The organism is Pseudomonas sp. HN11 (assembly GCF_021390155.1).
In the GTDB taxonomy this organism is placed as follows: Bacteria; Pseudomonadota; Gammaproteobacteria; order Pseudomonadales; family Pseudomonadaceae; genus Aquipseudomonas.
Genome location: NZ_CP089985.1, coordinates 4,168,474 through 4,182,977 on the forward strand (window position 1 = coordinate 4,168,474; position 14,504 = coordinate 4,182,977).

At 59.1% G+C, this 14,504-nt stretch carries 12 protein-coding genes, 4 tRNA genes and 1 pseudogene; 4 read left to right on the forward strand and 13 right to left on the reverse strand.

Annotation, left to right across the window (positions count from 1 at the left end; all coding sequences use genetic code 11):
- Positions 1-3 precede the first annotated feature (3 nt).
- From pcp to LVW35_RS18920, 4 genes are all read right to left on the reverse strand, one after another.
- Positions 4-645 carry a pyroglutamyl-peptidase I gene (pcp, locus tag LVW35_RS18905; protein WP_233891541.1) on the reverse strand — a complete coding sequence of 214 codons (642 nt, stop codon included), beginning with the start codon at positions 643-645 and terminating at the stop codon, positions 4-6.
- 7 nt (positions 646-652) lie between these two features.
- A complete protein-coding gene (locus LVW35_RS18910; protein ID WP_233891542.1) occupies positions 653-1,603 on the reverse strand; it encodes a DUF979 domain-containing protein in 951 nt (316 codons plus the stop codon).
- Positions 1,600-2,316, reverse strand: a complete 717-nt coding sequence (locus LVW35_RS18915) for a DUF969 domain-containing protein (RefSeq protein ID WP_233891543.1) — start codon at positions 2,314-2,316, stop codon at positions 1,600-1,602. The genes LVW35_RS18910 and LVW35_RS18915 overlap by 4 nt, the downstream gene beginning before the upstream one ends.
- A 96-nt stretch (positions 2,317-2,412) precedes the next feature.
- Positions 2,413-2,892: a hypothetical protein gene (locus LVW35_RS18920; RefSeq protein WP_233891544.1), complete on the reverse strand. Its 480-nt coding sequence runs from the start codon at positions 2,890-2,892 to the stop codon at positions 2,413-2,415.
- A 578-nt stretch (positions 2,893-3,470) separates the two neighbouring features.
- Between LVW35_RS18920 and LVW35_RS18925 the strand changes: the two are divergent.
- Positions 3,471-3,662, forward strand: a pseudogene (locus tag LVW35_RS18925) (transposase domain-containing protein); the annotation flags it as partial.
- A gap of 155 nt (positions 3,663-3,817) precedes the next feature.
- Here LVW35_RS18925 and LVW35_RS18930 read toward each other — a convergent pair.
- Positions 3,818-4,705, reverse strand: coding sequence for a LysR family transcriptional regulator (locus tag LVW35_RS18930; protein ID WP_233891545.1), 888 nt, complete (start codon positions 4,703-4,705; stop codon positions 3,818-3,820).
- A 169-nt stretch (positions 4,706-4,874) separates the two neighbouring features.
- On the opposite strand from LVW35_RS18930, the gene LVW35_RS18935 reads away from it, so the two are divergent.
- Both LVW35_RS18935 and LVW35_RS18940 read left to right on the forward strand, forming a co-directional pair.
- Positions 4,875-6,407, forward strand: coding sequence for an MFS transporter (locus LVW35_RS18935; protein ID WP_233891546.1), 1,533 nt, complete (start codon positions 4,875-4,877; stop codon positions 6,405-6,407).
- Positions 6,408-7,475: 1,068 nt separating this feature from the next.
- Complete coding sequence (locus LVW35_RS18940) at positions 7,476-7,787, forward strand: tyrosine-type recombinase/integrase (RefSeq protein WP_233891547.1); 312 nt, start codon at positions 7,476-7,478, stop codon at positions 7,785-7,787.
- Between the two features lie 87 nt (positions 7,788-7,874).
- On the opposite strand, the gene LVW35_RS18945 is transcribed toward LVW35_RS18940, so the two are convergent.
- Positions 7,875-7,951, reverse strand: a tRNA-Val gene (locus LVW35_RS18945).
- A 184-nt stretch (positions 7,952-8,135) separates the two neighbouring features.
- On the opposite strand from LVW35_RS18945, the gene LVW35_RS18950 reads away from it, so the two are divergent.
- A complete protein-coding gene (locus tag LVW35_RS18950) occupies positions 8,136-9,419 on the forward strand; it encodes an NAD(P)/FAD-dependent oxidoreductase (protein WP_233891548.1) in 1,284 nt (427 codons plus the stop codon).
- A 222-nt stretch (positions 9,420-9,641) separates the two neighbouring features.
- Here the strand turns inward: LVW35_RS18950 and LVW35_RS18955 are convergent.
- The 7 genes from LVW35_RS18955 to LVW35_RS18985 all read right to left on the reverse strand — a co-directional run bounded on the left by LVW35_RS18955 (position 9,642) and on the right by LVW35_RS18985 (position 14,347).
- Positions 9,642-9,718: transfer RNA gene (locus LVW35_RS18955), tRNA-Asp, on the reverse strand.
- Between the two features lie 105 nt (positions 9,719-9,823).
- Positions 9,824-9,900 (reverse strand) — tRNA-Asp (locus LVW35_RS18960).
- Between the two features lie 55 nt (positions 9,901-9,955).
- Positions 9,956-10,031, reverse strand: a tRNA-Val gene (locus LVW35_RS18965).
- Between the two features lie 161 nt (positions 10,032-10,192).
- Positions 10,193-10,954: an SDR family oxidoreductase gene (locus LVW35_RS18970; RefSeq protein ID WP_233891549.1), complete on the reverse strand. Its 762-nt coding sequence runs from the start codon at positions 10,952-10,954 to the stop codon at positions 10,193-10,195.
- Positions 10,955-10,965: 11 nt separating this feature from the next.
- On the reverse strand, positions 10,966-12,177 hold the full coding sequence (locus tag LVW35_RS18975; protein WP_233891550.1) for an O-succinylhomoserine sulfhydrylase: 1,212 nt from the start codon (positions 12,175-12,177) through the stop codon (positions 10,966-10,968).
- 65 nt (positions 12,178-12,242) lie between these two features.
- A complete protein-coding gene (gene purF / locus LVW35_RS18980; RefSeq protein ID WP_015884965.1) occupies positions 12,243-13,748 on the reverse strand; it encodes an amidophosphoribosyltransferase in 1,506 nt (501 codons plus the stop codon).
- A 41-nt stretch (positions 13,749-13,789) separates the two neighbouring features.
- Positions 13,790-14,347, reverse strand: coding sequence for a CvpA family protein (locus LVW35_RS18985; RefSeq protein WP_003192538.1), 558 nt, complete (start codon positions 14,345-14,347; stop codon positions 13,790-13,792).
- Between the last annotated feature and the right edge of the window lie 157 nt (positions 14,348-14,504).

The window sequence follows — 14,504 nt, forward strand, 5'->3', positions numbered from 1 at the left end:
CGGTCAGCTGACCTGCCCGCCCACTTCTTTTGCATCCACGGGCGTTTGCCACGCCGCCAGCACAGCCGCCTGCAATCCCGCAACCATGGTGCCCAGCGCCATCGAGGGCCGCTGCGAACCCGCCACCTGCTCCGGCAGAAACGGTACGTGGATAAACCCACTGCGCACCCCAGACCCTGCAAGCGCATGCTGCAATAGATAAAACACCTGATTACACACAAACGTCCCCGCCGTCTGTGAAACCGAGGCCGCGATTCCCATTTCGCGCACGCTCTGGACCATCGCCTTGATCGGCAATGTGGTGAAATAGGCCGCCGGGCCGCCTGTCACGACTGCCGTATCGATGGGCTGCTCGCCCAGGTTATCGGGAATGCGAGCATCGTTGATATTGATCGCCACCCGTTCGATCGAGATATCACTACGGCCTGGCCCCAGGCCAGTCGCTATCACCATCGCCGGGCGTAATTCGTCGATCAACTGGGTCAGGCACTCGCCAGCGTTGGCAAACGCGCAAGGCAGTTGGCGCGCCACAATCTGCACACCTGGCGCCAAGGAAACACCTTCCAACTGGCGCACCGCTTCCCATGACGGATTCACCGAGTCTTGATCAAAGGGCTCGAAGCCCGTCAGCAGTACAGTTTGCATCTTGGCCTCACATCAACAGGTAGAGCAGGACAATATTGACCACCAGCATCATCAACGCGGTGGGAAATTGTGCCTTGATCACGGCATTCTTGTCCGGCAGCTCCAATAACGCTGCTGGCACGATGTTGAAATTGGCGGCCATCGGCGTCATCAAGGTCCCGCAATAGCCAGAGAACATGCCAATTGCCGCCATCACCGCCGGATTCCCGCCGTAGATACCCACCAGCACGGGCACGCCGACACCGCCAGTCATCACCGGAAACGCCGCGAAGCCGTTCCCCATGATCACCGTAAACAAGGCCATGCCCAGCACATAGACCATCACTGCCACCAACTTGAAATCCAGGTTGATGTAGGTAGTGGTGACATGCGCAACGGCCGTACCGACCCCCGCTTCGTTAAACAGCAAGCCGAGCATCGCCAGCATTTGCGGAAGCACCATAGCCCAGCCAAGGGCTTCAGTGAGACGGCGGGACTCACGAAGCGCTTGCACCGGCGTATCACGGGTGAGCCAGCAAGCCAGGCCAAGAGCAATCAGACAACCTATCCCAAGAGAAACGAAAGTGGTGTTTTTCGGATCCAGCAGCGGTACACCGCCGATCTCGGTGTGCTTGAGTAATACCGAGCCAATCACCGTGGTCAGCGGAATGGCCAACGCAGGAATGAAGAGTTTGTGGCCCAATCGACCGGCACTGGCGCGGGATGCCTTGTCATGCAACTCAGCATGCTTGCCACGGCCGACGCCGCCCATGCCGGCGATCAATGCCATTACCACGACGCCAGCGCCGATGACCACCGAAGGCAGTCGCTCGCCAATCAGGAACGGAATGGCGAACAACAGCCAGAACAATGCACTGGACCAGCGCTTGGGATGGGTTCGGTCCATCAAGATCATGCCCGCCGTGATCAGCAGCAGAACCCCGGCCAGCCAGTACAGGTATTGAATGGAAATGATCATTGCGCGGCCTCCACTGGCGTAGTGGCCGGCGTCATCTCACGGGTAAGTCTTCGATCGAACCGGTGCAGGCGAATCGCATGGACGATGAACGCGCAAATCGCTGTAGGAATGCCCCACACCGCAATGTGCAAAGGTTCCACATCAATACCCGAGCCGAGCAGGAACGTGTGCATCAACGCGATCGCGCCAAAGGCGACAAAAATGTCTTCACCAAAAAACAGACCGACATTATCCGTCGCGGCGCACATGGCCAACACCTTGTGACGGAGTTTATCCGGCAGTTTGCCGTAGCGTTTTTCCGCAGCGCCCTCGGCCATGGGCGCCAGCAACGGGCGCACCATCTGCGGGTGCCCACCCAGGCTGGTCAATCCCATGGCAGCGGTGGATTCGCGCACAAACAGATAGATGATCAACAAACGCCCCACCGTGGCGCGCTCGAACCGCGCAATCCAGTTCTGCGCATGCAGGCGCAGCCCGTGACGCTCCAGCAGGCCGATGACCGCCAGGGGCAACAAAAGGATCAATTGCAAGGCACGGGTCTGAAGGAAGCCATCGCCCATGGTCGCGAGGATTTTTTCCAAGGGGAATTGGGCTGCAAGCCCCGTGGCGATAGCGGCGGCGGTGACTACTAACAGCGGGTTGAAGCGCAAGACAAAGCCAACCACGATCACAAGTACGCCGATCAACGGCCATAAGTTCACAACAGTTTGCATGGCGGTGAGGTCCTTAAGTGCGCGCTGCGGCGCCATTACAGCAGGATGTGAACAAAGGGTTCACAGCAAGAAGTGGCGTGCAGTCGGCTCGGTTTTTTATTGTTGACCCGGAAGGTCGAGCGTCAGTGGCGGCAACTTTGCTGCCTGGGGGCGGGAGGTGTCCAACAAGAAAAATTGTTGCTGCGAACCAATAAATTTTGTGGGTGATTGAAACAACTGTGGATTCTTCCCGAAGGCACGAGCTCCATGTTTTTCGATAGCTGGTTCGATTTGCCGCTTGTCATCAGCCGTCAAGCAAATAGGGTCTTCAGACAGGCCGTTACATAGTTTCCAGAGACTTTCGAGGCCACGTCTTAATTCGCTTGGCATTGCGTTACCACAGGCGACCAAGGTATCGCTCAACGGCAACATTGTCATGGACCAAGCTTCGCATGCAGGGCAGTCCGGAATAGTTTTTTGTTGCGCATCTGCACTCATCGCCAAGAATTCCAGAGCAGGAAACGCTTCACAAACGGCGAGCACCCGCTTGTATTCACCCTCCCCATACCACTCCCAGAGTGTCGTCGCAAAGTCCATCTCGAAGCTCCTAAACCATTTCCACCGCCGTCCAAATTCGCATGTCGTTCCCTCGCTGTTTAGGTGGGACTTTAGCATCCGGAACAGGACGCAAAAGGCCCAACGCCGACTGGGGAACCATGGCCTTGTTGTGCGTAGGTCATTGGACGGATACCGCAAGGCTTGCGTAGCGGCTCATCTGAACCACACGACGGACCGTCTCGTATGGCACTAAGGAAGTAATTATGATGCGGGGTGTGGCCACCAATCATTTGGCAATTGCTTGATGACTGACAGGTTGGAGATTACGACCCAGACGCAACCGCTCGATAGCACACGAACCCGGTGGTCGTTGTATTCAAAGATGTGGTTATAGTGCGCAATTCTGGGTTCCCCGAGCTTCAGCCTGAAGAGACTGGAGTAATCCGACGCGAGCTGAGCGATCTTACGAAGGCCAACATTGACTGCCGCATTCTTGAACATATCCGTCCGGCTAAGTCATCTATCCCGGCCTGCAAAGCCAAGACATGGTGTGCACTCAAATTTAAGTGGACACCAGTTCTAGCCTTTTAAGCGGGTCTTTCATGCAGCCACAACGCCGTTCCAACTGGCTCTTTGCGGGTTCGTTGCGCAGCGGCAAACGAGCGGCAGCGATCATGAGCTTGATCCAGTCTACGCGGCTCAACGGGCATGATCCGTATGCCTATTTGAAGGATGTACTCACGCACCTGCCAACTCAGCGCGCGAGTGAGATTGGGCAACTGTTGCCACATCAGTGGGTGCCTATCTGACTTTCGCAAAGTGCGTTGACGGCACGCTGACGGTTGCCGTGGGCCTGGGGACCGCACTGATGCTGTAGCAGACGCGGCAGGCGTCAGCGCATCGCGTCGAAGTTCCTGGATAGGCCCAGGTGATGGGCATCGGCGCTTACGTGGCCCAGTCCGGATCAAGTTTTGAAAAGCTCCGCGCCCATGAAATCGATGAATGCGCGCAGCTTCGGCGCCCGGTGCTTGCTCGATGGCCAAAGCATGCGGAAGGTGCCCTGATGCTGGTTGAAGTCGTCCAGCACCGTCACCAGTTCGCCGGCCGCAATGGCATCACGCACCATGAAGTCCGGCAGGCAGGCGATTCCAAGGCCATCGCGGGCGACGTGAAACAGGGCCTCGGTGGTGTTGCATACCATCGAGGCCAAGAGGACGGGTTCTGCCTCGCCCTCCTGCCTGCGCAAGGGCCACGACTCGAACTTGCCGGTACTCGGGAACTTATGTTGCAGGCACGCGTGGCCCGTCAGGTCGGCGGGTTCGCGCGGAGTGCCGCGCGCGGTGAAGTACCGGGGCGAGGCAACTAGCAGCAGCTTGAAAGTGCCCAGTGCACGGGACATCAACCGGGAATCAGTCGGTTCTCCGGTGCGAATGACGGCATCGAATCCGTCCTCAATTACATCAACCATCCGATCCGAGAAATCCACGTCCAGTTCGATGGCGGGGTAGCGGTGCATGAAGGCCGTCAGCGCCGGCATGACCAAGCTGCCTACCAGCGGCATGCTCACGCGCAGCTTGCCCTGGGGCGCTTGCCGGGTTTCCGACAGTTCCAATTCCGCCGCCTCGACCTCGCAGAGGATGCGCCGGCAACGCTCCAGGAACAGCGTGCCCTCGGCGGTCAGCGTGATACTGCGCGTGCTACGGTGGAGCAGGCGCACGCCCAGCCGCTCCTCCAGCCGGGCCACGCTCTTGCCCACGGCGGAAGACGAGACGCCGAGCACGCGCCCGGCTTCCGAAAAGCTACGGGCTTGCGCCGCCTGCACGAAGAACGCGATGCCATTGAGGGAGTCCATTCTTCACCGTTCTAAGAAAATTTGTCCGATATGTTCGGAACCTTAGCCCATTTTTCTTAATCGAGCCCGCACTTACTCTGACGGCTGCGCAGGTTGGATGCGGCTGTCTTGGCTTTCGAGATATGGGACGCCTGCCTGACCCTCTAATGACTCTTTGCGGATGTTTCCCATGACACAAGCCCTGACCGCCACAAGCGGTACCACCGGACGCGACTGGCTGCAACTGCTTGCCGCCTGCCTTACCGGCATCCTGATCCCGCTGTGCTTCACCGGGCCGGCCGTCGTGCTGCCGTCCATCAGTCAGGAACTGGGCGGGACGGCGGTGCAATTGAATTGGGTGGTCAACGGCTACATCCTGACCTACGGTAGCGCCATGATGGCGGCCGGCAGCCTGACCGACACCTATGGCCGCAAGCGCGTGTGGCTGGTCGGCCTGGCGCTATTCGTGCTGATAACGTTCTTAATCCCGCTGGCGCCGACGGTCGGCTGGATCGACGGGCTGCGCCTGGCGCAAGGGTTGGGCGGCGCAGCCGCCTTCGCGGGCGCCATGTCCTCGCTGGCACAGACCTTCCACGGACCGATCCGTACACGTGTGTTCAGCCTGCTCGGCACCACGTTTGGCATCGGCCTGGCCTTCGGCCCGCTGGCGGCAGGCTTGCTGGTGGAGGTGGCGGGCTGGCGCTGGGTGTTCCTGGCGACGGCGCTGATCGGCGTGGCCGGTTTCCTGCTGGTGTGGGTCAGCGCCACAGAGTCCCGAGACCCAGACTCTACCGGCCTGGACTGGCCCGGCGCCCTCAGCTTCACCGCCGCGCTGAGCTTGTTCACCTACGGCATCCTGCTGGCGCCGGAAGAAGGCTGGCGCAGCGCTTCGGTGCTCGGCACGTTATTGGCCTCAGTCGTGCTATTCATCGCATTTGTACGCATCGAACGCCGTGTCGCGCGCCCGATGCTCGACCTTTCGTTATTCGGCAGTGGGCGCTTCGTCGGCGTGCAGGTGTTGGCCGCATCGCCGGCCTTCTTCTTTGTCACACTGATCGTGATGCTGCCGGGCCGCTTCATCGGAATCGACGGACTGAGCGCATTGGAAGCGGGCCAAATGATGATTGCCCTAGCTGCGCCGCTGCTGGTCGTGCCGTTCCTTACCGCGTTGTTGTCGCGCTGGTTCACCTCCGGCATCCTGTCTGGCGTCGGGCTGCTGCTGGTGGCGGCCGGACTGATCTGGATGGCTCAGGTGTTGTCCGGCGGGGCCGGCCCTGCGCTGGTAGCGCCGCTGGCGTTGATCGGCGCAGGCATTGGCCTGCCTTGGGGGCTGATGGATGGCATGGCCGTGAGCGTGGTGGAGACAGAACGTGCAGGTATGGCGACCGGCATCTTCAACTGCGTGCGCGTTTCGGCCGATGGGATTGCCATCGCGGTGGCGGGCGCGATGCTGGCGTTCTTAATTCAGGGCGGATTGCTCGGCACTTTAGTCGCGGCCGATCCAGCCGTTGTGATCGAGGCCGCCAATCGCGCCGCGCTCGGCGATCTGGCGCATGCCAGTGCCCTTGTCAGCGGCGAGCGCGCCTTGCTGCTGGCGACCTACGACCGGGCATTCCGCTGGGTCTTGTACATCCTGGCTGCATCTTCGGCACTGACTGCGCTGCTAGTGCTCGCTTTGCTGGGTCGATCGCGTGCGCATGAAGAAGTGGTAGCCGCGGCATGAATCCGATTGGGACAGGCTCTCGGCCCCCCGACCGCACATAGCATCGGCTATGCGCGGGTATCCAGCGGGAAACTCGGCCCATCTTCGGTTTCATCACCCCAATGGAAGACTACCCGGAGTTCTCCGTGCCCACGCTGGAGACATGTGTTATTGACTCGCCAAGCCGTGTTCGCCGGACGCTTACCCTTGAACTCTCCAGCCCCCCAGAGTTTTGGAGACTGGATGATCTGGCTGTATAGCTGCCAAATATCCTCCGAGCTTGGGACGTCCCGTCCATAAATCCGCATGTCGTTCCCTCTTTGGTTTGGCGGGACTGTAACATTGAGGCTTTGGCGCCAAAAGCCACGCGGGCTATCCGCACCATCACTCAGTTTTAAAAAGGTCACATGGAATGAGATCAGTAGAAAAGAGTATTTCACGACCTATACGCATACCTATGGCAGCAATAGGCGTCGCGTTGAGCCCAGCCGTTGCTGCCTTAATATCGCCAAAAAATGCGTATTTCTTAGCCAATTTCGCAGGTTACTGGTTGCCACAAGCAGCAGTTCTTTGCGTAGCTCTTCTATGCAAGGCATCACGAGGTACGCTGGGAGGAATCGCTGCATCCATGGCACTGTACTTGTACCTATTCGACATCTGGGTCACAGAGTCTATGGGTTGGCTTATTTACTTCTTCAGCTTTCCAGGCGTTCTAATCGGAGCATTGCTCGCGGTTTTTTTTACTTCCTCACGAAAGCCGTTCGAGGCCCCCATAGTCTTTGGCTTCATGGCTCTAGGCATAGCGTTAAATCTGGCGCCCTTCTGGTTCAAGATTTTTTTCTGAGGTTTACGAACACCAGATGCAAAAAGCGCAGCGCGAGGCTGGACTATGAGAATGGACTTGCGGCGATGAGATCACTTCAAACAAAGACGCCAAGTTTCCGCCCCAGAACACGCACCAGCATCCAGGGTCGGCGCAGACTATCGGCTGGCGATTGATCGTCGAAACCCAAGCGAAAGGCTAAAGGATTTCCCCAATCCTTCGCCTGCAAGCCCAAGGACTGGGATAGCGCCAATATCGGTGCGTTTATGAGTTGGAGGTCAATGTGGGTAGACGCCAAGGATCACTGGATACCCGTAACGTCGGACTATCTGATCAAGGAGTTCAGCAAGGCCAGGGACGCCGCGCACACCTACGACCATGTGCCGACTGGTGAGCGCCCCACTTTTCACGAGATCCGCGCATTGGGGACCTGGCTATATGAGCAGCAGAAATTCCCACAGGAGTACATCCAGGCGCTCATGGGCCACGCGGACGAGAAGATGACGAAGCACTACCAGGAGGGACACGACGAAAAGAAGATCGAGTATGTCGAGGTGGGCGCCGAGTTGGCGTTTTGAGGTGGGAGTTTTGCAAATCGCGGAAAGCAAAAAGGGGTCACCGTTTCCGATGACCCCTCTAGACCGCCCAGCAGAGCGGATTTTGTTTGGTAGGCGCGATTGGACTCGAACCAACGACCCCCACCATGTCAAGGTGGTGCTCTAACCAACTGAGCTACGTGCCTGCTGTGAGGCGGCATTCTACGGAATTCCGGAGGGGTGTCAACACCTTTTTTACAGCTAACCCTATGAATATGCGAATTTTTTATTTGCGCGGGGCACACCCGTGAATTTCGCGTGGCTGGCAGGCAATTTTCAACTCAGGTAGGATCGGCGCACTCGTAAAAAATATAAAACAGAGGTTCCAGGATGGCGAACACCCCCTACCCCCAGTCGTATTACGCCGCTTCCGCGAATGCCGTTCCACCTCGCCCATCACTGCAAGGCGAGGTCGAGACCGATGTGTGCGTGATTGGCGCCGGTTACACCGGCCTCTCCAGTGCGCTGTTCCTGCTGGAGAGCGGTTTTCGCGTGACAGTGCTGGAAGCCGCCAAGGTGGGGTTTGGTGCCTCGGGCCGCAACGGCGGACAGATCGTCAACAGCTACAGCCGTGATATCGATGTAATCGAGCGCAGCGTCGGGCCCAAGCAGGCGCAACTGCTGGGGCAGATGGCGTTTGAAGGCGGCAAGATCATCCGCGAGCGAATCACCAAATATCAGATCCAGTGCGACCTGAAGGACGGTGGTGTATTTGCCGCGCTCAACAGCAAGCACATGGGCCATCTGGAATCGCAGAAGCGCCTGTGGGAACGCTATGGCCATACGCAGCTGGAGCTGCTGGACGAGCGTCGCATCCGCGAAGTAGTGGCCTGTGACAACTATGTGGGGGGCTTGCTGGACATGAGCGGCGGGCATATCCACCCGCTCAATCTGGCGCTTGGTGAAGCAGCGGCGGTGGAATCCCTGGGCGGTACGATCTACGAGCAGTCGCCAGCAGTGCGTATCGAGCGTGGCGCCAATCCGGTGGTGCACACTGCCGAAGGCAAGGTCAGGGCCAAGTTCATCATCGTCGCGGGCAATGCCTACCTGGGCAACCTGGTGCCGGAGTTGGCAGCCAAATCCATGCCTTGCGGCACACAAGTGATCACCACAGCCCCCCTGGGCGACGAATTGGCGAAAACGCTGCTGCCACAGGATTACTGCGTTGAAGACTGTAACTATCTGCTGGACTACTACCGCCTCACCAGCGACAAGCGCCTGATCTTCGGCGGTGGCGTGGTGTATGGCGCGCGTGATCCGGCCAATATCGAAGCGATCATCCGTCCGAAGATGCTCAAGGCCTTCCCGCAGCTCAAGGACGTGAAGATCGACTATGCCTGGACCGGCAATTTCCTGCTGACCCTGTCGCGCTTGCCGCAGGTGGGACGCCTGGGTGACAACATCTACTACTCACAAGGCTGCAGTGGCCATGGCGTGACGTACACGCATCTGGCCGGCAAGGTGCTGGCAGAGGCGCTCAGAGGCCAGGCAGAGCGTTTTGACGCGTTTGCAGACCTGCCTCACTACCCGTTCCCGGGCGGGCAACTGTTGCGTACGCCGTTCGCGGCAATAGGTGCCTGGTATTACGGGCTCCGGGACAAGCTGGGGTTCTAACACTATCAAACTGTGGGAGCGGGCTTGTTCGCGAATTCGGTGAGTCAGTCGCTGGAAATATTGACTGACGAACCGCCTTCTCGAACAAGCCCCACTCCCACACAAAGCCAAATCGCAGACACAAAAAACCCCGGTCTTTCGACCAGGGTCTTTGCTATCGGATCAAAGTAGCCAGAGGCTTGCTTTGTGCTCCAAGGCGTTCAGTGGGCCTTGAATCAGATATGGCGCAGCGGACGGGACTCGAACCCGCGACCCCCGGCGTGACAGGCCGGTATTCTAACCGACTGAACTACCGCTGCGTATCGCTTGACCGGCTGAGCGTACAACCCCAACCGTCTTTAAACATCTGATCGACCAACCTTGGCTGTTCAATCTCAAGCCTGACTAATCAGACCTGGAAAATATGGCGCAGCGGACGGGACTCGAACCCGCGACCCCCGGCGTGACAGGCCGGTATTCTAACCGACTGAACTACCGCTGCGCGTCGGTGCAACCTTTAACGTTGCGTCTTGCCCCAGGGCAAAACTCTCAAGAAGTGGTGGGTGATGACGGGATCGAACCGCCGACCCTCTGCTTGTAAGGCAGATGCTCTCCCAGCTGAGCTAATCACCCTTTGCTTCGTTGAGGCCGCGAAATTTACGCAGGTAGCAGACCTAAGTCAATAGCAGGATTGAGTTTTTTTCAAAAACAGCAGTAAGTTGCAAGCTTCAGGCTGCAAGCCAAAAGCCGCCGAAATCCGCTTTCACTTGCAGCTTGTGGCTTGAAGCTGCTCTTCACTGCTCGTAGATCATCTTCTTGCTCATGCCACCGTCCACGACAAACTCTTGCCCGGTGACAAACCCCGCCTGGCGCGACAGCAGCCACGCTACCATCGCCGCCACGTCCTCTACAGTGCCCACCCTGCCCGCCGGATGCTGGGCATGATCGGCATCACTCAACGGCTCGGCACGACGGGCGGCTGGATCACGCGCGTCGATCCACCCAGGGCTGACCGCATTGACCCGCACTTCCGGCCCAAGGCTCATGGCCAAAGCGTGCGTAAGGGCCAGCAGGCCACCTTTGCTCGCTGCATAGGCTTCGGTGTCCGGTTCAGACTGACGAGCCCGTGTCGACGCCAGGTTGACGATGGCACCACCATGGGCACGCAGGTACGGCGCGCAGTGCTTGGCCAACAGCATCGGCCCACTGAGATTGACCGCCAACACTCGATTCCAGTAAGCCAAGTCCAGGCTTTCCAGAGTGATATTACGCGGGTCAGCCACTGCCGCGTTGCAGACCAACGCGTCCAGGCGCCCAAACTGCCCCAATACCTCGGCAACACCTTGGGCCACTTGCTTCTCGTCAGCCACGTCCATGCTGATAAACCAGGCGTTCTCACCCAGCACCTTGGACACTCTGGAACCGCGCTCGCGATCCAGGTCGGTCAACACCACCTGCCAACCTTCGCTGATCAGCCACGCGGCAATCCCGAGACCAATGCCCCGTGCCGCCCCAGTGACCAGTGCGACGCGCCCATTACTGGCGGCGGCTTCCATGGACCACTCGATCACAAGGCTGCCAGCCCGCGAGCCAGGTCAGCCTGCAAGTCAGCCACGTCTTCCAGGCCAACCGCGATACGGATCAGACTGTCACGGATACCCGCCGCTTCGCGCTCCTGCGGCGCCAGGCGACCGTGAGACGTGGTGCTCGGATGGGTAATGGTGGTCTTGCTATCACCCAGGTTGGCAGTGATGGAGATCAGGCGTGTCGCATCGATAAAGCGCCAGGCGCCCTCTTTGCCGCCCTTCACTTCAAAGCTCACCACAGCGCCAAAACCACGCTGCTGACGCTGGGCCAACTCGTGTTGCGGGTGGCTCTTGAGGCCGGCGTAGTGAACCTTCTCAATACCGCCCTGCTGCTCCAGCCACTCGGCCAGGGCCTGGGCGTTGGCGCAATGGGCCTTCATCCGCAGGTTGAGGGTTTCCAGGCCTTTTAGGAAGATCCACGCGTTGAATGGGCTCAAAGTCGGGCCGGCCGTGCGAAGGAAACCAACCACTTCTTTCATTTGCTCGCTGCGACCCGCGACCACACCGCCCATGCAACGACCTTGGCCGTCGATAAACTTGGTCGCCGAGTGCACGACGATGTCCGCACCCAGCTTCAACGGCTGTTGCAGCGCCGGGGTGCAGAAGCAGTTGTCCACCACCAACATGGCGCCTTTGGCGTGGGCCACTTCGGACAATGCCGCGATATCCACCAACTCGGCCAATGGGTTGGACGGCGACTCGACGAACAGCAACCTGGTGTTGGTCTTGATCGCTGCATCCCAGCCGGACAGGTCTGCCAGGGGCACGTAGTCCACTTCGATGCCGAAACGCTTGAAGTACTTCTCGAACAGGCTGATGGTCGATCCGAACACGCTGCGCGACACCAGCACGTGGTCGCCGGCGCTGCACAGGCTCATCACCACTGCCAGGATTGCCGCCATGCCGGTCGCCGTAGCCACCGCCTGCTCAGCACCTTCCAGTGCCGCGAGACGCTCTTCAAACGCGCGCACGGTCGGGTTGGTATAACGCGAATAGACGTTGCCCGGCACTTCACCAGCAAAGCGCGCAGCCGCATCAGCCGCGGTGCGGAACACATAGCTGGAGGTGAAAAACATCGGGTCACCGTGCTCACCTTCCGGGGTACGGTGCTGGCCGGCGCGCACAGCCAGGGTATCGAACGCTACGCCATCGAGGTCGCTGTCCAACCGACCGGCATCCCATTCCTGACTCATGCTGCGACTCCTTACTCAATTCTTTATTTAAGATACAAAACCGGCCCCTCAGGGCCGGTTGTCACTCAGTTGTTGTACAGGTCGATGATCGCGCTGACCGCCTGGGTCTTGATCTTCGACGAGTCGTTGCGCGCCTGCTCGATCTTGTTCAGGTAGGCCTCGTCGACATCACCGGTCACGTATTTGCCGTCGAACACGGCGCAGTCGAACTGGTCGATCTTGATCTTGCCACCACCGACTGCTTCGATCAGGTCCGGCAGGTCCTGATAGATCAACCAATCGGCGCCGATCAGGTCGGCAACGTCCTGGGTCGAACGGTTGTGAGCGATCAGTTCGTGGGCACTCGGCATGTCGATACCGTACACGTTCGGATAACGCACGGCAGGCGCTGCGGAACAGAAGTACACATTCTTCGCACCGGCTTCACGGGCCATCTGGATGATCTGCTTGCAGGTGGTGCCACGTACGATGGAATCGTCCACCAGCATCACGTTCTTGCCGCGGAACTCCAGCTCGATGGCGTTGAGCTTCTGGCGTACCGACTTCTTGCGCGCCGCCTGGCCCGGCATGATGAAGGTACGGCCGATGTAGCGGTTCTTCACGAAGCCTTCGCGGAACTTGACGCCCAAGTGGTTGGCCAGCTCCAGTGCAGCGGTACGGCTGGTGTCCGGAATCGGGATCACTACGTCAATGTCGTGTTCAGGACGCTCGCGCAGGATCTTCTCGGCCAGCTTCTCACCCATACGCAGACGCGCTTTATAGACCGAAACACCGTCGATGATCGAATCCGGACGCGCCAGGTAGACATGCTCGAAGATGCACGGGGTGAGTTTCGGCGCCACGGCGCACTGACGGGTGTGCAGCTTACCGTCTTCAGTGATGTACACCGCTTCGCCCGGTGCGAGGTCGCGGATCAGGGTGAAGCCCAGCACATCCAGGGACACGCTTTCGGAAGCGATCATGTACTCGACGCCTTCGTCAGTGTGACGCTGGCCGAACACGATCGGGCGGATGCCATGCGGGTCACGGAAACCGACGATGCCGTAACCGGTGACCATGGCCACCACGGCATAACCACCGACGCAACGGTTATGCACGTCGGTGACGGCGGCGAACACATCTTCTTCGGTCGGCTGCAGCTTGCCGCGCTGGGCCAGTTCGTGCGCGAACACGTTGAGCAGCACTTCCGAGTCGGAACTGGTGTTGACGTGGCGCAGGTCAGATTCGTAGATCTCCTTGGCCAGCTGTTCAACATTGGTCAGGTTACCGTTGTGCGCCAGGGTAATGCCGTAAGGCGAGTTGACGTAAAACGGTTGAGCTTCGGCCGAGGTTGAGCTACCGGCGGTCGGGTAACGCACATGACCAATGCCCATGTGCCCGACCAGGCGCTGCATGTGACGCTGATGGAACACGTCACGCACCAGGCCATTGTCCTTGCGCAGGAATAACCGGCCGTCGTGGCTGGTCACAATACCGGCAGCGTCCTGGCCGCGGTGCTGGAGGACGGTTAGCGCGTCATACAGCGCCTGATTGACGTTCGACTTACCGACGATACCGACGATGCCACACATGCGACGCAACCCCTACTTAATGAATCTTGACTGAACACAGCTTACTGAGGCGTTTTGGCCGGCAAGAGGTGTTCCTTGAACGGAAGGTCAGCGGGTACGCTGATTCCGCTGGCCAGCCACTGACTGCTCCATCCCAAAATGAGGTTCTTGGACCAATCTGCAACCAATAGAAATTTTGGCACGAGTACCGACTCCTGCCACCATGAATCCTGTTGTACCGGCCCCAGGCTCAACAGCCCGACCGCCACGACTACCAGCAACGCGCCACGCGCGGCGCCAAAGGCCATGCCGAGAAATCGATCGGTCCCGGAGAGGCCGGTGACACGTATCAACTCGCCAATAAGATAATTGACCATTGCTCCCACCAGCAGCGTGGCGATGAACATGATGGCGCAGCCCGCGATGACGCGAGCCGAAGGTGTCTCGATGTATCCGGCCAGATAGACCGACAAAGAACCGCCGAACATCCAGGCTACGACTCCTGCGATGATCCAGGTCAGCAACGACAGTGCTTCTTTTACGAAGCCGCGGCTTAGACTGATCAAAGCGGAGATGGCGACGATTGCGACGATCGCCCAATCAACCCAGGTAAATGGCACAGTTCAGCCTACGGACAGATGAGGCGGCGCATTTTAGCAGAGCGCTGGGCTGTCGGTAAGCTGTGATTGCAGGCGCTTTGCAAATCAGTAGTTTGGGGGGAGCGAAGCCCATTTCAACCCCACCACAAAACCAATGTGGGAGAGGGCTTGCCCCCGA